Below are 18,933 nucleotides of genomic sequence, written 5' to 3' on the forward strand. Positions count from 1 at the left end.
CCGTGGCGCCCCCTCAGGCCTCCACCGACTCCGGCGGCACCACCGCCACCGGACTCACCGCGTGGAGCAGCACCGCCTGGGTCACCGAGCCCATCATGCGGGCCGGTGCCAGGAGGCGGCGTCGGTGGCGGCCGACGACGACCAGTTCGGCGTCCTGGGAGGCGCCGACGAGGTGGCCGGCCGCGTCGCCGGGTGCCACGTACAGATCGACGCGCACGTCCGGGTGGTGCTTGCGGTGCGGGGCGAGGAAGCCCTCGGCGAGGGTGCGGGTCTCGCCCTCGACGGCGTCCTGGTCGACCATCACCGGGACGAGTTCGCCGGGCATCGCCCAGGTCTGGAGCGGCCACTGGTAGGCGGTGACGACCTGGAGGCGGGCACCGCGCAGTGCGGCCTCGGCGAAGGCGAAGGCGAGCGTGGTCTCGTCGGGGCTGTCGGCCTGGAGTCCGACGACGACCCGCGGTCCGGGTTCGGCGGGCACCGTCGCCTCGACCGCACGGCCCGGTCGGGGCACCACGACCACCGGGCACTCCGCGTCGCGCGCGGCGGCCATGCCGTTGGAGCCGAGGAGCAGGCTGGCAAAACCGCCGCGCCCCCGGGAGCCGAGCACCAACAGCTGTGCGGTGGAGCCCAGTTCGGGCAGCACGGCGGCCGGCGCGCCTTCGAGGGCGAGGTACTCCAGCACCGGCCGGTCGGCGACCTCCGCCAACCGGGCGCGTACCTGTTCCAGCACCGCGTCCTCGTCCGGCTCGGGCGGCCCGGCGACCAGCACGTCGGGCTGGGCCCACGCGGCGTACTGCCGCACATGGACCACCCGCAGCGGTGCCCGGCGGGCGCGCGCGGCGTCCAGGGCCCAGTCCAGGGCACGCAGGCTGTCGTCCGAACCGTCGACCGCCGCGATGACCGGCAGAGTGCTCATGGGTTCCTCACCTCCGGAGTACGACCTCCCCCCGGTGCCAGCGTCGCCCAGGCGACGGCCCCGGGAGGCTGCTCAAGGTCGCGTGTCCGGAAAAACGGGTGGAACACCCCCGGTTCGGCCCGCCATCACGCGTGCGGGCCCTGTCACACGGGACAGCACGTCACGTGAGGTCGAACTCCCCTTCCCGCGCCCCCGACACGAACGCGCCCCACTCGGCGGGTGTGAAGATCAGGGAAGGGCTCTCCGGGCTGCCGCTGTTGCGCATCGCGATGAAACCCTCGACAAAGGCGATCTGGACATCCCCCAGGCCACGGCTGCTGGAGTGCCAGTCGGCACCGCTGAGGTCCAGCTCGGGCTTGTCCCAGCCCATGAGCGGCTGCTGCTGGATGGTGGTCTCGGCCACGTCCGTGCTCCTCCCGATTGCGTCGTCCGCGGCCAGCCTAGCGATCGACTTCGACCGCCGACAGGCCACGTGAGGGGGACCTTTCGGTGACCTTCGGGAGGGCATTTCACGCATCAGGGGGTTCGGCCCCCACGAGCCACATCGAGAAGAACTGGGATCCGCCGCCGTAGGCGTGCCCGAGCACCTTGCGGGCCCCGTCCACCTGGTGTTCTCCGGCCTGGCCGCGCACCTGGAGGGCCGCCTCGGCGAAGCGGATCATGCCGGAGGCGCCGATGGGGTTGGTGGAGAGCACCCCGCCCGACATGTTGACGGGCAGATCGCCGTCGAGTTCCGTCACCCCGGACTCGGTGAGCTTCCAGCCCTCGCCCTCGGCGGCGAAGCCGAGGTTCTCCAGCCACATGGGCTCGTACCAGGAGAACGGCACGTACATCTCCACGGCGTCGATGTCCCGGCGCGGGTCGGCGATGCCGGCCTGCCGGTACACGTCGGCCGCGCAGTCCTTGCCGGCCTGCGGCGAGACGGCGTCCTTGCCGGCGAAGAGGGTGGGTTCGCTGCGCATGGCACCGCCGAGCATCCAGGCGGGCGGTCGTGGCGCGCGGGCCGCCCCGGCCCGGTCGGTCAGCACCATCGCGCAGGCGCCGTCGGAGGACGGACAGGTCTCGGAGTAGCGGATCGGGTCCCAGAGCATGGGCGAGGCCTGGACCTTCTCCAGGGTGATGTCGTGCTCGTGGAGATGCGCGTAGGGGTTCTTCAGCGCGTTGCGCCGGTCCTTGTACGCCACCAGTGAGCCGACCGTGTCCGGGGCGCCGCTGCGCCGCATGTACGCGCGTACGTGCGGCGCGAAGAAGCCGCCCGCCCCGGCCAGCAGGGGCTGCTGGAAGGGGATGGGCAGGGACAGGCCCCACATGGCGTTGGACTCGGACTGCTTCTCGAAGGCCAGGGTGAGGACGGTGCCGTGGACCCGGGCCGCGACCAACCCCGCGGCTACCAGGGCCGTGGAGCCGCCGACGCTGCCCGCCGTGTGCACCCGCAGCATCGGCTTGCCCACGGCGCCGAGCGCGTCCGCGAGATACAGCTCGGGCATCATGACGCCCTCGAAGAAGTCGGGCGCCTTGCCGATGACGACGGCGTCGACGTCCGCCCACTCCAACTCGGCGTCGTCCAGGGCGCGTCGGGCCGCCTCCCGCACCAGCCCCGCGATCGACACGTCCCGGCGGGCCGCGACATGCTTGGTCTGGCCGACACCCACGACGGCCACGGGTTCCTTGCTCATCGCGGATCCCCTTCCAGTACGGCGACCAGGTTCTGTTGGAGACAGGGACCGGAGGTGGCGTGGGCGAGGGCCCGGTCGGAGTCGCCGCGATGGATCCGGGCGGCGGCCTCTCCGATGCGGATCAGCCCGGCGGCCATCATCGGGTTGGCGGCCAGCGCCCCGCCGGAGGGGTTGACCCGTACCTCGTCGCCGAGCCCCAGCGCCTTGCGCAGCACGACCTCCTGCGAGCTGAACGGCGCGTGCAACTCCGCGGTGTCGACGGGCCGCTCGAAGGCACCGGCCCGTTCGGCGGCCAGCCGCGCGGAGGGCGAGTCGGTGAGGTCGCGGACGCCGAGGCTGTGCGGTTCGATGCGGTGGTCGATACCGCGGATCCAGGCGGGCCGCGCGCACAGTTCGCGGGCCCGCTCCCCCGCCGCGAGGATCACCGCGGCGGCGCCGTCGCCGATGGGCGGGCAGTCGCCGGTGCGCAACGGCCGTACGACGTACTCCCCTTGGGGGACCGGACCCCGCAGTTGGGCACGGGTGTTGTCGGCGGCGTCCGTGCGGCTGCGGGCGGCGACGGAGGCGAGGGCGGGCTCGTCGGTCTCGCCCGCGTCGATGAGCGCCTGCGCCTGGAGGGCGGCGAGGGCCACGGAGTCGGGCCACAGCGGCGCCACGTAGTACGGGTCCAACTGCCGGGTCAACACGTCCCGCAGGGAGCCCGGCGAGGACTTGCCGTAGGAGTACACGAGCGCGGTGTCCGCGTCACCGGTGAGCAGCTTGGTCCAGGCCTCGTACAGCGCCCACGCGCCGTCCATCTCGACGTGCGACTCGGAGATCGGCGGCCAGGCGCCGACCCCGTCCAGGGCGAGGGTGAAGGAGAAGGCACGGCCCGCGAGGTAGTCGCTGGAGCCGGAGCAGGTGAAGCCGATGTCGGCGGTCTTCAGGCCGGTCTGCGCCAGGACGTCGTGCAGGACCGGCATCAGCATCTCCACCTCGGACATGTCCTCGGTGGTGCGCAGGGTGTCGGACTGGGCGAAGGCGACGACCGCGATGTCCCGGGTCACAGCAGCTCCCTGTAGGTGTCGTAGTCCGCGTCGGGTTCGCCGGTGGGCCGGTAGTGGTCGGGATAGCGGCCGCCCTCGGTCCACACCGGCTCGACCCGGAGCCCCATCCGCACCTGGTCGTACGGGATGCCGCCGATCCGGCCGTGCAGGGCGAGCCCCGCGCCGTCGAGGGCGATGTGGGCGTAGACGTACGGGACTTCGATGTCGAGGTTCTTCGCCTTGATGTTGACGATGCAGAAGGTGGTGACCGTGCCGCCGGGGCCCACCTCCACCTGTTCCGACGTGGCGACACCGCAGGTGGGGCAGGCGCCGCGCGGCGGGACGTACACCTTGCGGCAGGAGGGGCAGCGTTCGCCGACGTTGCGGTGTTCGGCCAGGGCGTTGATGTACGCGGTCTGGGCGCGGCCGGGCGAGTAGGTGTAGTCGAGGCGTGCCTGGGCGACTATGCCGGCGACCGGGTTCTCGACCTCGCCGGCTTGGACGGTGACCACGGACTCCTCGCCGTCGTACGGCTCGAAGCAGGCGATGTCGGTGATGGCGCCGGACCGTTCCTCGGCCCAGCGGATGCGGACGCGCATGCCGGTGCATACGACGTCGGGGCCGGGGGCGTCGAGGGCGTGCAGGAGGGCGGTGTCGGCACCGTCGAGCTGCACCAGGACCCAGGCGAAGGGCGTGTCGAGCGGCTGACCACGGCGTGGAGCGGGGTTCCAGGCCCAGGTGGTGACGGTGCCGGTGACGCCGACATGGACGAGATCCTGGATCTCCTCGGCGGTGACGGGGTCGTACTCGACCGGCGGGACGAGGGTACGGCCGTCCCGGGTCCGTACCCCGAGGACGAACCGCTCGCGCAGGCCGGTGAGGAAGGCGCTCTGGACCGGGCCGAGGGAGCGGGTGAAGGGGAACTCGACGACGAGCGGCGCTTTGAGGACTTCGGGCACGGTGACTCCCTCGTCAGGCTCGTTTGTAGACGGGCGGTCGCTTCTCCGCGAAGGCGCGGGCGCCCTCCTTGGCGTCGGCGGTGTCGAAGATCGGCCAGCCGCGCTTGAGTTCGGCGGCGAGGCCGTCGGTCTCGGTCAGCTCGGCGGTCTCGTACACCGATGCCTTGACGGCCTCGACGGCCAACGGGCCGCAGGCGTTGATCTGTTCGGCGATCTCCAGGGCCTTCGCCAGTGCCGTGCCGTCCGGTACGACGTGGCCGACCAGGCCGATGTCGGCTGCCTCGCGGGCTGTGTACGGGCGACCGGTGAGGAGCATCTCCAGGGCGTGGGTGCGCGGGATCTGGCGCTGGAGGCGGACCGTCGAGCCGCCGATCGGGAACAGCCCCCGCCTGACCTCGAACAGGCCGAAGGTCGCCGACTCGCCCGCCACCCGGATGTCGGTGCCCTGGAGCATCTCGGTGCCGCCCGCCACGCAGTGGCCCTCGACGGCGGCGATCACCGGTTTGCGGGGGCGATGGTGGCGCAGCATCGCCTTCCAGTGCAGGTCGGGGTCGGCCTTGAGCCGGTCCCGGTACTGCTCCCCTTCCATGCCCTGGCCGGCCAGGGCCTTGAGGTCCATGCCCGCGCAGAACGAGCCGCCCGCGCCGGTGAACACGATCGAGCGGACCGAGTCGTCGGCGTCGGCCTCGACCCAGCCGTCGTACAGGCCGACGAGCATTGCCAGCGAGAGCGCGTTCTTGACCTCCGGCCTGTTGAGCGTGAGCACCAGTGTGGCGCCTTCGCGCTGCACGGTGAGGTGTTCCGTCCCACCCATCGCCCATCTCCCCTCTGAAAGAACGAGAACAGGTTGCAGGAGCCGACCGGGCTCTTCAAGAGTTTTCTGACAGACAGTCAGATTTCTTCGCGCGGAGCCTTCACAGTTGGGTCGCCCTTTGCTCTGATGACCGGCAACCGGTGCGGAGTGAGGTCAGGAGGAGCGGTGGAGTACAACCTTGCCGACCTGTTCGAGTCGGTCGTCGACGTGGTCCCGGGCCGTGAGGCGCTCGTGTACGTGGACCACCCCGGCACGGGCGTGGAGCACCGTCTGACGTACGCGCAACTGGACGCGGCCGCCAACCGCGTGGCCCACCATCTGATCGACAGCGGAATCCGCCCGGGCGACCATGTCGGGCTGCATCTGTACAACGGCATCGAGTACCTCCAGATCGCGATCGGCTGTCTGAAGGCCCGGGCCGTACCGGTGAACGTCAACTACCGGTACGTGGAGGACGAGTTGGTGTACCTGTACCGGGACGCCGACCTGGTGGGGCTCTTCTTCGACGCGGAGTTCGAGCACCTGGTTTCGGCCGCGCTGCCGCTGACGGAGAAGCTGCGGTACGTGGTGCGGGTGGGTGAGGGCGGGTCCGGCGTGGACGCCGTGGCCTTCGCGGAGGTCGAGGCGGCCGGTTCCCCCGAGCGCGGGTTCCCGCGGCGCTCGGGCGACGACCAGTTCATCATCTACACGGGCGGCACCACGGGCATGCCGAAGGGTGTGATGTGGCGTCAGGAGGACCTGTTCTTCGCGGGCATGGGCGGTGGCGCGCCGACCGGCGAGCCGGTGAACAAGCCCGAGGAACTCGCCGAGCGGGTCGCCGCCGGCGGCGAGGGGATCACGTTCTTCCCGACCGCCCCGCTGATGCACGGCACCTCCACGCTCACCGCGTTCATCGGCTTCAACTTCGGCCAACGGATCGTGATCCACCGCAAGTTCGCGCCCGAGGAAGTGCTGCGGACCATCGAGAAGGAGAAGGTCACCAGCATGTCGCTGGTCGGCGACGCGATGCTGCGACCGCTGATCGACGCCCTCGAAGGGCCCATGAAGGGCACGGACACCTCGTCGATGTTCAACGTGTCCTCGTCCGGGGCGATCATGTCGGACACCGTGCGCCGGCAGTTCCAGGCGCTCGTCCCGAACGTGATGCTGCTGAACAACTTCGGCTCCACCGAGTCCGGCTTCAACGGCACCGCCACGGACGACTCCGGCCCCGAGCGCGGCTTCCGCGTCCGGGTCAACACCCGTACCCAGGTGGTCGATCCGGCCACGCACGAGCCGGTCGCGGTGGGCGAGGTGGGCCGGGTCGCGCAGTGCGGCCATGTGCCGCTCGGCTACTACAACGACCCGCGGAAGACGGCCGAGACCTTCTTCGAGAAGGACGGCGAGCGTTGGGTGCTGCTCGGCGACATGGCCACCGTCGACGAGGAGGGTGTCGTCACCGTCCTCGGCCGGGGCTCGCAGTGCATCAACACCGGGGGCGAGAAGGTGTACCCGGAGGAAGTCGAGCAGGCGCTGAAGTCCCATCCGGACGTGTACGACGCCCTGGTCGCCGGTGTGCCGGACTCCAAGTGGGGTCATCATGTGGCAGCCGTCGTACAACTGCGAGAGGGGGCGGCGCGGCCGTCCCTCGACGACATCCAGACGCACTGCCGCACCCAGCTGGCGGGCTACAAGATCCCGCGGCAGCTGGTGATCGAGGGAGCCATACGGCGCTCCCCGAGCGGGAAGGCGGACTACCGCTGGGCGCGGGAGGTGGCGGTGCGAGCGGACGGCTGAATTCCGCGCCCGTGGGATTGAACCTAAGGTGACGTGCGGACGTACTGGTGGTGGCAGGCTCGGTCACAGGGCTCTGTTAGCCATGCCATCGCAAGACCGCACGGAAGGACCGCCGGGTGTCGCTCTTCACACCTCGCTCTCGTCAGCAGTCGGATGTCGCCGAGGGCGGGGTGGACACGAACAAGGACGCGGCCAGAGAGGCGGACGACGAGGCGGCCGGGGAGACGACCGGGGAGACGACCGAAAACACCGTCGAGGACGCGGTCGAGGAGGTCACGGCGAAGTCCGGCTGGTTCGGCTGGCGGACCCGCTGGCCCCGTACGGCACGCGGCGTGACCATCGGCACGACCGTCCTCGCCGCCCTCCTGGTGTTCGGCGCGCTGCTCATGCCCAACCGCCTGGACCGGATGAACGTCCAGGCGTTCCTCCGGCTGCCCGTGGAGGCGATCCTCCTCGCGGGTCTCCTCCTCGCGCTGCCGAGGAGGTCACGGCGTGTCACGGCCGTCGTCTCGGGTGTGCTCATCGGCCTGTTCACCATCGTCAAGTTCCTCGACATGGGCTTCCGCCAGACCCTGGCCCGCCCCTTCGACCTGGTCTTCGACTGGATCCTGCTGGACGACGCGACGGACTTCGTCAGGGAGTCGTTCGGCCGCACGGGACAGATCCTCGCGGTGGTGGGGGCGATCGCCCTGGCCGTCGCCGTGCTCACCGCCTGCACACTCGCCGTGGTGCGGCTGACGAACGTCCTGGTCCGGCACCGTCCGGTGGCGCTGCGCGGCACACTCGTCCTCGGCACCGTGTGGATCCTCTGCTTCACCCTGGGCGTGCAGTTCGGCGGTGTCCCCTTCGCCACCAAGGGCAACACCCAGTTCGTCGCCAACCGTGTCCAGCAGGTGCGCGACGGCCTCTTCGACGCCAAGGAGTTCGAGAAGCTCGCGGCCGTCGACGCCTTCGCCAAGACCCCGCCCGACCAGCTGCTGACCGGGCTGCGCGGCAAGGACGTCCTGTTCACCTTCATCGAGAGCTACGGCCGCGTGGCGATCGACGACCCGGCGATGGCCCCGGAGATCGACGCGACGCTCCAGGCGGGTGACAGCCGGCTCAAGGCGGCCGGGTTCTCCTCGCGCAGCGGCTGGCTCCGCTCGCCGGTGACGGGTGCGGGCAGCTGGCTGGCCCACTCGACGTTCCTGTCCGGTCTGTGGGTCAAGAACCAGCAGCGGTACCGGAGCCTGACGACCGGCGACCGCGCGACCCTCACCGGCTACTTCCAGAAGACCGGCGACTGGCGGACGGTCGGCATCGTGCCGGGGGTGCGCAAGTCCTGGCCGGAGGGCAAGTACTTCGGCCTCGACCACATCTACGACTCCGAGCACCTCGGCTACAACGGCCCCTACTTCAGCTGGACGCCGGTCCCCGACCAGTTCAGCCTGGAGGCCTTCGAGCGCCTGGAGCACGGCAAGGAGAACCGCGACCCGATCATGGCGGAGATCATCCTGGCCTCCAGCCACAACCCCTGGTCTCCCATCGCCCACATGATCGACTGGGACCAGCTCGGCGACGGCTCGGTCTTCGAGCAGATCAAGAAGGAGGGCACGGACCCGAAGGAGGTCTGGAAGAGCTCCAAGCGCGTCCGCACCGAGTACCGCAAGGCTGTCCAGTACTCACTGGACAGCCTCACCGAGTGGGTCGAGCGCTACGGCGACGACAACACGGTCCTCGTCTTCCTCGGCGACCACCAGCCCGTCCCGACCGTCACCGGGGGCGACACCAACAAGGACGTGCCCATCACCATCGTGGCCCGCGACCCCAAGGTGCTGGACCGGATCTCCGACTGGGGCTGGACGGAGGGGCTCAAGCCCGCCGGAAACGCGCCGGTGTGGAACATGGACAAGTTCCGGGACCGGTTCATGACGGCGTACGCGAAGTGACGTCCCCCCGGGTGAGGAACGGCTCCACGACCTCCAGGAACTCCTCCGGCCGCGTCTCGTGCACGAGATGCCCGGCGTCGACGGTCACCAGCCGGGCCCCGGGAACACGCCCGGCGACCGCGGCGACCTCCTCCTGAGGGATCGGGCTGGTGACCCCGCCCCCGATCACCAGGGTCGGCATGGTGATCCGCCCCATGTGGTCCCACCACACAGGATCGGGGGCGTTGCGCTGCCCGTCCGTCGCCCGGATCATCGCCCAGTCGAACGGCAGGTCACCTCGGGGCGTTGGGCGGGCGGCCGAGGCGGGTCGAGCGGGAGGGGCGCGGGGACGTCCTCCAGCACGAGACGTCGTACGAGATCGGGTGCCCGCTGGGCGAGGAGGCAGGCGACCAGGCCGCCGAGGGAGTGCGCGACCACGTCGGTGCGGGCGATGCCGAGGGCGGCCAGGAAGTCCCGGACGTCGTCGCGCATGTCCTCCAGCCCGTACCGTCCGGGCCAGTCACTGCGTCCGTGACCGCGCAGGTCGGGGGCGTACACCCGACGGGGACGCGGTCCCGTGCCGAGGCGCTCGGCGATCGGCGTCCAGTCCGCGCCGTCGGCGCCGCGGCAGTGCAGCAGGAGGACCGGCGGCGCGCCCTCGGGCCCCCAGGTGCGGTACGCGAGGGTGATGCCGTTGGCCTTGACGGTGTCCATGCCGGGCAACGTAACCGGTCGGCGCGTGGGGCAGGCCCCTACTCTGCCGACGGCAGAGGCTCCCCGAGGAACGCGGCGATCCGTCGTACGAACCACTCGGGATCGTCGAGCCACGGATAGTGCCCGGCTCCGGGCTGGACCGTGAGCTCGGCGTGGGGGAACACGTCCGCGGCACGGCGGGCCAGCGCGGGCCGGGGTGCGTTGTCGACCTCGCCGGCGAGAACGAGCACCGGACACGTCAGCCGCCCGAGCGCCTCCCTGGTCGTGTCCGGGTCGTAGGCGCCGGCCGACCCGTACACCTCGGCCGCCTCGTCGTTGCACTCCTCCTCCCCGCGAGCGTCGTGCTGTGCGGCGGCCTCGTCCCAGCGGCCGTAGAAGAAGGGCGCGAAGACGGGGTCGTAGTCGCCGGTCCCGTCGAGCCAGGACTCGAACGCCGGAAAGGCCTTCTCGAACCAGGGCTCGTCCTTGCGCAGCGGGGCCGCGGCCAGCCGGTCCGCGTCCGTCACAGGCATGCCCAGCGCCCACGGTGTGGCCGTGACCAGCACCAGCCGCCGCACCCGCCGCGGGTACCGGGCGGCGTACAGCATGGCGAGGCTGCCGCCGGCCGAATGCGCGAGCAGGTCCATCCGCTCCAGGCCCAGATGGACCCGCAACGCCTCCACGTCGTCCACGAGCCGGTCGCAGCGGTACGACCCCGGGTCGGCCGGTGCGGCGGAGTCCCCGGTGCCGCGCAGATCGAGCAGGGCGAGCCGGCGGTGCGCGCTCAGGCCGCCGAGATCCCCGAGGTAGGCCGAGGCGCGCATGGGTCCGCCGGGGAGGACGACGAGGGGTTCGCCCTCGCCCCGGAGGTGGTAGGTCAGCTCGGTTCCGTCGGGTGCGGTGAAGGTCGGCATGGCGCCGATCCTGGGGGCTGTCGGGTCGTGGCCGCAACGGAGTTCGATCAGTCGCCCGCGTCGGAGGGGACGCGGGGAGAAAGTCCGGGCCGACCCCTTGATTGAGGTCCGGCGGGCTGAATTACTGATCTCGAACACCTCGACCGAATGATCGGTCGTCCGTATTGCTGTGGTTGGCGAGGGAGACGTCCCGATGGCGGATGCGACGGAGCTGTTGGACGCGGGAGAACGGCTGGACCCCGAGGCGCTGCGGGCGTTGCAGCTGGAGCGGCTGCGGACGTCGCTGCGGCACGCCTACGACAACGTGCCGTTCTACCGGGAGTCCTTCGACAAGGCGGGCGTCGGTCCGGACGACTGCCGATCCCTCGCCGACCTCGCCCGCTTCCCCTTCACCACCAAGGCGGACCTGCGCGAGAACTACCCGTACGGGATGCTCGCCGTGCCGCGCGACCGCGTCCGCCGTATCCACGCCTCCAGCGGCACCACCGGGCGTCCTACGGTCGTCGGCTACACGGACGGCGACCTGTCGCTGTGGTCCGACATGGTGGCCCGTTCGCTGCGGGCCGCCGGCGCCCGCCCCGGCGACATCGTCCATGTGGCCTACGGATACGGCCTGTTCACCGGCGGCCTCGGCGCCCACTACGGCGCCGAGCGGCTCGGCTGTACGGTGATCCCCGCATCCGGCGGCATGACGGCCCGTCAGGTCCAGCTGATCCAGGACCTCAAGCCGGCCGTCATCATGGTGACCCCCTCCTACATGCTCACGATCCTGGACGAGTTCGAGCGTCAGGGCGTCGATCCGCGCGGTACCTCGCTGCGGGTGGGCGTCTTCGGTGCCGAGCCCTGGACGCAGGAGATGCGCCGGGAGATCGAGGAGCGGTTCGCCATCGACGCGGTCGACATATACGGGCTGTCCGAGGTGATCGGTCCGGGCGTGGCCCAGGAGTGCGTGGAGACCAAGGACGGGCTGCACATCTGGGAGGACCACTTCTATCCCGAGGTCGTCGATCCGATCACCGGGGAGCTGCTGCCGGACGGTGAGACGGGCGAGCTGGTCTTCACCTCGCTCACCAAGGAGGCCATGCCGGTCGTCCGGTACCGCACCCGGGATCTCACGCGGCTGCTGCCGGGCACGGCCCGGGTGTTCCGGCGGATGGAGAAGGTCACCGGGCGCAGTGACGACATGGTGATCCTGCGCGGTGTGAACCTCTTCCCCACCCAGATCGAGGAGATCGTGCTGCGCACGCCGGGCGTGGCACCCCACTTCCAGCTCCGCCTCACCCGTGAGGGCCGCCTCGACGCCCTCACCGTACGGGCCGAGGCCCGGCCCGACGCCGGTGCCGGCGACCGGGAGGCGGCCGCCCGGGCCATCACCTCGGCGGTGAAGGACGGCATCGGCGTGTCCGTCACCGTCGAGATCGTCGAACCCGAGTCGCTGGAACGCTCGGTGGGCAAGATCCGGCGGATCGTGGACCTGCGGCCCCACTAGGACCTGACAGGCGAAGGAGGGCCTAGGCGAACCGGTCCCGCAGCTCCCTCTTGAGGATCTTCCCGCTCGCGTTGCGCGGCAGCTCGTCCACGAAGACCACCCGTTTCGGGGCCTTGAAGTGGGCGAGCTTCTCGCGTGCGTGGTCGATGAGTTCGGCTTCGGTCACCTCGCCGCGCGGGACGACGACCGCCGTGACGGCCTCGATCCACCGCTCGTGGGGCAGTCCGATCACCGCGACCTCGGCGACGGCCTCGTGGGTGTAGAGCGCGTCCTCGACCTGGCGTGAAGCGACCAGTACGCCACCGGAGTTGATGACGTCCTTCACCCGGTCGACGATCGTGAAGTAGCCGTGCGCGTCGCGGATCGCGAGGTCGCCGGAGTGGAACCAGCCGTCGCGGAAGGCCTCGGCGGTCTCCTCGGGCTTGTCCCAGTAGCCCTCGCACAACTGCGGGGAACGGTAGACGATCTCGCCCGGTGTCCCGTCGGGCACGTCCTTGCCGTCCTCGTCGACCACGCGCGCGTCGACGAAGAGGACGGTCCTGCCGCAGGAGTCCATCCGGCCCTTGTGCTCGTCGGGCGCCAGGACGGTCGCCAGGGGGCCGATCTCGCTCTGTCCGAAGCAGTTGTAGAAGGCGAGTTTCGGGAGGCGTTCGCGCAGCCGCTCCAGCACGGGCACCGGCATGATCGACGCCCCGTAGTAGGCCTTGCGCAGCCCGTCGAGGTTCCGGGTGGCGAAGTCGGGCCGGTTGGACAGGCCGATCCACACGGTGGGCGGTGCGAAGAGGCTGTCCGCGCGGCCCGCTTCGATCAGGTCGAGGATCCGGTCGCCGTCGGGCGCGTCGAGGATGACGTTGGTCGCGCCGACCGCGAGATACGGCAGCAGGAACACATGCATCTGGGCCGAGTGGTACAGCGGCAGCGAGTGCACGGGGCGGTCCCCGGCGCTCAGGTCGAGGGCCGTGATCGCGCTCAGGTACTCGTGCACCAGCGCGCGGTGCGTCATCATCGCGCCCTTGGGGAGGGCGGTCGTACCGGAGGTGTAGAGGAGTTGGACGAGGTCCTCGCCGCGAGCCTCGGGGCCGTCGTACGCGGGTGCCGACGCCAGGCGCGCGAGGAGCGAGTCGTCCGCGTCGCGCAGCGGCAACGTGCGTACGCCGTCCGCGAGTCGAGCCGTGAGGTCCGGGTCGGCCAGGACCAGCGCACTGCCCGACTGGCCGACGAGGTACGCCAGATCCTCACCGGTCAGGTTCTGGTTCACCGGCACGTGCACCAGGCCCGCGCGGGCGCAGGCGAGGAAGACGATGAGGTAGGCGTCCGAGTTGTGGCCGTAGGCGGCGACCCGGTCGCCGGGTGAGAGCCCTTCGCCCAGCAGCACGCTCGCCGCGCGGGAGACGGCCTCGTCGAGTTCCTCGTACGTCCAGGCGCGGTCGCCGTACTCCACCGCGACCCGGGCGGGGGTGCGCCGGGCGCTGCGCCGCAGCACCCCGTCAACCGTGCTGCCGTGTTCGGGCGTCATGACACATGATCCTCGGTCCGTGGCGGCGGGAGGTCAAGCACCGGTCCACGGACACATACCCGTTGGTACGCTCAACCGCTCCTTCCCTCAATGACGTTGGGAGGCACGATGCGCACACGCCTGAGACGAGTCGTCGTCATGGCTGTCGCCCTGTTCACCGCCACATCCGCGCTGCCGGCAGCCGCGGCCCAAGGCCAGAACCGTCACCAGCACCCCTCGCACGGCGGCCTGTCCGCCACGATCCGCTACACCGAGTACGGCATTCCGCACATCGTCGCCAAGGACTACACGGACCTCGGCTTCGGCACCGGCTGGGCGCAGGCCGCCGACCAGGTGTGCACACTGGCCGACGGTTTCGTGACCGTGCGGGGCGAACGTTCCCGCTGGTTCGGACCCGACGCCGCGCCCGATCTCTCGCTCTCCTCGGCTGCCAGGAACCTCTCCAGCGACCTCTACTTCCAGGGCGTACGAGAGGCGGGCACGGTCGAGAAGCTGCTCGCCGAGCCGGCGCCGCGCGGTCCCAGCCGCCAGGCGAAGGACCTGATGCGGGGCTACGCGGCCGGCTACAACGCCTGGCTGAAGCAGAACCGCGTCACCGACCCGGCCTGCAAGGGCGCCGCCTGGGTCCGCCCGGTGACGACTCTCGACGTGGCCGTACGCGGCTTCGCGCTCGCCGTCCTCGGCGGCCAGGGACGGGGCGTGGACGGCATCACCGCCGCCCAGCCGCCCACGACGACCTCGACCGCCGCGCCCGACGCCCAGGACACCGCCCGGGCGGCCCGCGAGCTGCTGGCCGCCGACACGGCCGACATGGGATCCAACGCCGTCGCCTTCAGCGGCGCGACCACCGCGAACGGCCGTGGGCTGCTGCTCGGCAATCCGCACTACCCCTGGCAGGGTGGCCGCCGCTTCTGGCAGTCCCAGCAGACCATCCCCGGTGAACTCGACGTCTCCGGCGGCTCGTTGCTCGGCTCGGCCACGATCTCCATAGGCCACAACGCGAAGGTGGCGTGGAGCCACACCGTCGCGACCGGCGTCCCCCTCAACCTGCATCAGCTGACCCTCGACCCGGCCGACCCGACGACCTACCTGGTGGACGGCCAGCCGGAGCGGATGACCAAGCGCACCGTCACGGTCCGGGTCAAGGACGGCGCTCCGGTGACCCGGACCCAGTGGTGGACCCGGTACGGCCCGGTCGTCACCTCCTTCGGCGCCTCGCTGCCGCTGCCCTGGTCCAGCGGCACGGCGTACGCCCTCAACGACCCCAACGCCGCCAACCTGCGCGCCTCCGACACCGCCCTCGGCTTCAGCAAGGCCCGCAGTACGACGGAGGTCCTCGGCTCGCTCCGGCGCACCCAGGGCCTGCCGTGGGTCAACACGATCGCCGCCGACTCGGGCGGCCACACCCTGTTCAGCCAGTCCCAGGTGCTCCCCCGGATCACCGACGAACTGGCCCAGCGCTGCTCCACCCCGCTCGGCAGGGTCACGTATCCCTCCGCAGGGCTGGCGATCCTCGACGGCTCACGCGGCGACTGCGCGCTCGGCTCCGACAAGGACGCCGTCCAGCCGGGTGTCTTCGGTCCGGCGAAGATGCCGACCCTCACGGACGCCCCGTACGCGGAGAACTCCAACGACAGCGCCTGGCTGGCCAACGCCGACCGGCCGCTGACCGGGTACGAGCGGGTCTTCGGCACGATCGGCACCCAGCGGTCGCTGCGGACCCGGGGTGCGGTCGAGGACGTGTCGGCGATGGCCGGGCGTGGGCGGCTGACCGTGCGGGACCTCCAGGCGCAGCAGTTCGCCAACCGGGTGCCCGCGGGCGACCTGGCCGCGTCCGACGCGGCGAAGGCGTGCGCGGCGCTGCCGGGAGGTACGGCAACGGGCAGTGGCGGCACGGCCGTTGATGTGAGCGAGGCCTGTGGGGTGCTCGCGGCCTGGGACCGTACGGTGAACTCCGACAGCCGGGGCGCGCTGCTCTTCGACCGGCTGTGGCGGAAGATCCCCGCGGCCCAGCTGTGGAAGGTGCCGTTCTCGGCCGCCGACCCGGTCCGCACACCGAACACCCTCAACACGGCGGCGCCCGCCTTCGCGACGGCTCTCGCGGACGCGGTGACCGAGTTGCGGGCGGCGGGGATCCCGCTCGGCTCCCGGCTGGGGGACCACCAGTTCGTCGTACGCAACGACCAGCGCATCCCGGTGTCGGGCGGCACGGAGTCCCTGGGCGTCTGGAACAAGGTGGAGCCGGTGTGGGACCCGGCCCACGGGGGCTACACGGAGGTGACCACCGGCTCCAGCTACATCCAGGCGGTCGGCTGGGACGGCAGCCGTTGCCCGGTGGCCCGAACTCTCCTGTCGTACTCCCAGTCCTCGAACCCGAACTCACCGCACTACAGCGACCAGACCCGGCTGTACTCCGCGGAGAAGTGGGTGACGTCCCGCTTCTGCGAGAAGGACATCCTGTCGTCGCCTTCGCTGAGGGTGGTCCGGGTCCGCTCGTGAGCCGGCTCAGACGGGGCGGGTGCGTCCCTCCCAGTAGGGATCCCGCAACCGGCGTTTGTACAGCTTGCCGTTGGGGTCGCGGGGCATCTCGGCGATGAAGTCGAGGGTCTTGGGGCACTTGTAGCCGGCGAGCTGTCCGGCGCAGTGGGCGAGGATGTCAGCGGCCAGGTCCGGGCCGGGTGCACGACCCGGCGCCGGTTCCACCACGGCCTTGACCTCCTCGCCCCAGTCGTCGTGCGGGATGCCGAAGGCGGCGGCGTCGGCGACGGCGGGGTGCTGGAGCAGCACGGACTCGATCTCGGCCGGGTAGATGTTGACCCCGCCCGAGATGATCATGTCGATCTTGCGGTCGCGGAGGAAGAGATAGCCGTCCTCGTCGAGAAGACCCAGGTCGCCGACGGTGAAGAAGTCACCGATGCGGTTCTTCCTCGTCTTGCTCTCGTCCTTGTGGTACGAGAAACCGCCGGTGTTCATCTTCAGGTACACGGTGCCCAGTTCACCGGCCGGCAGCCGGTTGCCGTCGTCGTCGAAAATGGCCAACTCGCTGATGGGCCAGGCCTTTCCGACCGTACCGGGCTTCTTCAGCCAGTCCTCCGCGGTGGCGAAGGCGCCGCCGCCCTCGCTGGCCGCGTAGTACTCCTCCACACAGGGTCCCCACCAGTCGAGCATCGCCCGCTTCACATGGTCGGGGCAGGGGGCGGCGCCGTGGATGGCGTGGCGCATGGAGGAGACGTCGTAGCGTTCCCTGATGCCCTGCGGCAGGGCGAGGAGCCGGTGGAACTGCGTCGGGACCATGTGCGTGTGGGTGCACTTCTCCCGGTCGATGAGCCGGAGCATCTCCTCGGGCGTCCACTTGTCCATCAGCACCAGCCGGTGGCCGATGTGCAGGGACGCGCTCGCGAACTGGAGCACGGCTGTGTGGTAGAGCGGTGAGCAGACGAGGTGCACATTGTCGTCGTACGGCCTGATGCCGAAGATGCCGAGGAAGCCGCCGAGGTAGGCCTCCTCGGGGAGCTTGCCGGGCAGCGGGCGGCGGATGCCGCGAGGGCGGCCTGTGGTGCCCGAGGTGTAGTTCATGACCCAGCCGAGCGTGCGGTCCTGCGGCGCCGACTCCGGTTGCCCGTCCAGGAGTTCGGCGTACGGCCGGAAGCCCTCGACCTCGCCGACGGCGTACCGGTGGGTGGCCGGGAGACCGGCCTCGTCGGCGGCCTGGCGGGCGGGGCCGGCGAAGCGCTCGTGGGCGAGGAAGACCTTGGCGCCGGAGTCGGCGACGATCCAGGCGATCTCCGGGCCGACGAAGTGGTGGTTGACGGGTACGAGGTAGAACCCGGCCTGGGTGGCGGCGAGATGGGCGGTGAAGAACTCGACGCCGTTGGGCAGGACGACCGCGAAGGCGTCGCCGCGCTCCATGCCGGCCGCGCGCAGTCCGTGGACGAGGCGGTTGGCGGCGGCGTGCAGCCGGCCGGCGGTCCACTCCTCGCCGTCGGGGGCGACGAGGACGGTCCGTTCGGGGTCGACGGTGGCCTGGGCCCAGAAGCCCGTGGGGGGTGTGCTCGTCACTGGCCGCTCCTTCCGGCGATGCGGTTGACGCGGTCGACGGCCCGCTCGAATCCGCGGGTCAGGTCGTCGAAGACCGCCTGGACGCTGCGTTCGCTGTTCATCCGGCCGACGATCTGCCCGACGGGGGTGCCGAGCAGCGGCTGGACCTCGTACTTCTGGATGCGGGTGAGGGCCTCGGCGACCAGCAGGCCCTGAAGGGGCATGGGAAGGGTGCCGGGTCCGCTGGGGTCGTCCCAGGCGTCCGTCCACTCGGTCCGCAGCTGACGTGCGGGTTTCCCGGTCAGGGCGCGGGAGCGGACCGTGTCGCCGGAGCCGGCGGCGAGGAGTTTCGCCGTCACCGCGGAGGAGGAGAGTTCGGCCTCGGTGCAGGTGAGCCAGAGCGAGCCGAGCCATACCCCCTGGGCGCCCAGGGCCAGCGCGGCCGCCACCTGCCGGCCGCTGCCGATGCCGCCCGCGGCCAGGACCGGCAGCGGGTCCACGGCGTCGACCACCTCGGGGGTGAGCACCATGGAGGCGATCTCACCGGTGTGGCCGCCCGCCTCGTAGCCCTGGGCGACCACGATGTCGATGCCGCCCTCCTGGTGCTTGACCGCGTGCCGGGCGCTGCCCGCCAGGGCGGCGACGAGGACGCCCCGTTCGTGGGCGCGCTCCACGACGTCGGCGGGCGGGGAGCCGAGGGCGTTGGCGAGCAGCTTGATCGGGTAGTCGAAGGCGACGTCGAGCTGGGTCCGGGCGACCTGCTCCATCCACCCGGTGATCCGCCAGCCGGACGCCTCGCCCTCGGCGAGCTCGGGCACGCCGTACTTGGCGAGGGTCTCCCTGACGAACTCCCGGTGCCCCTCGGGGATCATGGCCTCGACGTCGGCCTCGCTGACGCCTTCGACCTTCTTGGCGGGCATGACGACGTCCAGGCCGTAGGGCCTGCCCTCGACATGGGCCTCGATCCAGTCGAGGTCGCGTTTGAGGTCGTCGGGGGCGGTGTAGCGGACCGCGCCGAGCACCCCGAAGCCACCGGCCCGGCTGATGGCCGCAGCGACGGCGGGGAACGGCGTGAAGCCGAAGATGGCGTGCTCGACTCCCAGTTTCTTGCTCAGCTCCGTCTGCATGGGCGCAGGATGCCGCAGACCTCGGGAGGACGGAAGAGGTTTTCTGATGCTCCGTCAGATTCGATGGTGGGGTTAAAGTTTCA

At 70.9% G+C, this 18,933-nt stretch carries 14 protein-coding genes and 1 pseudogene; 4 read left to right on the forward strand and 11 right to left on the reverse strand.

The features are described from left to right. Positions 1 to 13 precede the first annotated feature (13 nt). The 6 genes from ABKA17_RS19795 to ABKA17_RS19820 all read right to left on the reverse strand — a co-directional run bounded on the left by ABKA17_RS19795 (position 14) and on the right by ABKA17_RS19820 (position 5,390). The gene (locus ABKA17_RS19795) at positions 14 to 916 is read right to left on the reverse strand and encodes a universal stress protein (protein ID WP_353693420.1); all 903 of its coding nucleotides are present in this window, start codon (positions 914 to 916) and stop codon (positions 14 to 16) included. 160 nt (positions 917 to 1,076) lie between these two features. Then, entirely contained in the window at positions 1,077 to 1,319 is a 243-nt protein-coding gene (locus ABKA17_RS19800) for a DUF397 domain-containing protein (RefSeq protein WP_353693421.1), read from the reverse strand. Between the two features lie 106 nt (positions 1,320 to 1,425). After that, positions 1,426 to 2,592 (reverse strand): thiolase family protein, encoded by a 1,167-nt coding sequence (locus ABKA17_RS19805; RefSeq protein ID WP_353693422.1) that lies wholly within the window; start codon positions 2,590 to 2,592, stop codon positions 1,426 to 1,428. Further along, a complete protein-coding gene (locus ABKA17_RS19810) occupies positions 2,589 to 3,638 on the reverse strand; it encodes a thiolase family protein (RefSeq protein ID WP_353693423.1) in 1,050 nt (349 codons plus the stop codon). Before ABKA17_RS19810 ends, ABKA17_RS19805 begins: the two co-directional genes overlap by 4 nt. Continuing rightward, positions 3,635 to 4,576 (reverse strand): Zn-ribbon domain-containing OB-fold protein, encoded by a 942-nt coding sequence (locus ABKA17_RS19815; protein WP_353693424.1) that lies wholly within the window; start codon positions 4,574 to 4,576, stop codon positions 3,635 to 3,637. The genes ABKA17_RS19810 and ABKA17_RS19815 overlap by 4 nt, the downstream gene beginning before the upstream one ends. Positions 4,577 to 4,589: 13 nt before the next feature. After that, positions 4,590 to 5,390 carry a crotonase/enoyl-CoA hydratase family protein gene (locus tag ABKA17_RS19820; RefSeq protein WP_353693425.1) on the reverse strand — a complete coding sequence of 267 codons (801 nt, stop codon included), beginning with the start codon at positions 5,388 to 5,390 and terminating at the stop codon, positions 4,590 to 4,592. 165 nt (positions 5,391 to 5,555) lie between these two features. Here ABKA17_RS19820 and ABKA17_RS19825 point away from each other — a divergent pair, with 165 nt between their 5' ends. Together ABKA17_RS19825 and ABKA17_RS19830 are read left to right on the forward strand one after the other, a co-directional pair. Continuing rightward, a complete protein-coding gene (locus ABKA17_RS19825; RefSeq protein ID WP_353693426.1) occupies positions 5,556 to 7,166 on the forward strand; it encodes an acyl-CoA synthetase in 1,611 nt (536 codons plus the stop codon). 116 nt (positions 7,167 to 7,282) lie between these two features. Beyond that, a complete protein-coding gene (locus tag ABKA17_RS19830; RefSeq protein WP_353693427.1) occupies positions 7,283 to 9,094 on the forward strand; it encodes an alkaline phosphatase family protein in 1,812 nt (603 codons plus the stop codon). Here the strand turns inward: ABKA17_RS19830 and ABKA17_RS19835 are convergent. Continuing rightward, positions 9,072 to 9,787 (reverse strand): annotated as a pseudogene (locus ABKA17_RS19835) (alpha/beta fold hydrolase). The gene ABKA17_RS19830 and the pseudogene ABKA17_RS19835 overlap by 23 nt on opposite strands. A gap of 38 nt (positions 9,788 to 9,825) precedes the next feature. Continuing rightward, positions 9,826 to 10,680, reverse strand: coding sequence for an alpha/beta fold hydrolase (locus ABKA17_RS19840; protein WP_353693428.1), 855 nt, complete (start codon positions 10,678 to 10,680; stop codon positions 9,826 to 9,828). Positions 10,681 to 10,873: 193 nt separating this feature from the next. Here ABKA17_RS19840 and paaK point away from each other — a divergent pair, with 193 nt between their 5' ends. Beyond that, positions 10,874 to 12,169 carry a phenylacetate--CoA ligase PaaK gene (paaK, locus tag ABKA17_RS19845; protein ID WP_353693429.1) on the forward strand — a complete coding sequence of 432 codons (1,296 nt, stop codon included), beginning with the start codon at positions 10,874 to 10,876 and terminating at the stop codon, positions 12,167 to 12,169. Positions 12,170 to 12,191: 22 nt separating this feature from the next. On the opposite strand, the gene ABKA17_RS19850 is transcribed toward paaK, so the two are convergent. Then, positions 12,192 to 13,685 (reverse strand): acyl-CoA synthetase, encoded by a 1,494-nt coding sequence (locus ABKA17_RS19850; RefSeq protein ID WP_353693430.1) that lies wholly within the window; start codon positions 13,683 to 13,685, stop codon positions 12,192 to 12,194. Positions 13,686 to 13,793: 108 nt separating this feature from the next. Between ABKA17_RS19850 and ABKA17_RS19855 the strand changes: the two genes are divergently transcribed. Beyond that, positions 13,794 to 16,184: a penicillin acylase family protein gene (locus tag ABKA17_RS19855; protein ID WP_353693431.1), complete on the forward strand. Its 2,391-nt coding sequence runs from the start codon at positions 13,794 to 13,796 to the stop codon at positions 16,182 to 16,184. A 6-nt stretch (positions 16,185 to 16,190) separates the two neighbouring features. On the opposite strand, the gene ABKA17_RS19860 is transcribed toward ABKA17_RS19855, so the two are convergent. After that, a complete protein-coding gene (locus tag ABKA17_RS19860) occupies positions 16,191 to 17,744 on the reverse strand; it encodes an acyl-CoA synthetase (protein ID WP_353693432.1) in 1,554 nt (517 codons plus the stop codon). Next, a complete protein-coding gene (locus ABKA17_RS19865) occupies positions 17,741 to 18,850 on the reverse strand; it encodes an NAD(P)H-dependent flavin oxidoreductase (RefSeq protein WP_353693433.1) in 1,110 nt (369 codons plus the stop codon). The genes ABKA17_RS19860 and ABKA17_RS19865 overlap by 4 nt, the downstream gene beginning before the upstream one ends. Positions 18,851 to 18,933 lie beyond the last annotated feature (83 nt).

The sequence above is a fragment of the Streptomyces sp. RG80 genome (genome assembly GCF_040446465.1).
In the GTDB taxonomy this organism is placed as follows: domain Bacteria; phylum Actinomycetota; class Actinomycetes; order Streptomycetales; family Streptomycetaceae; genus Streptomyces.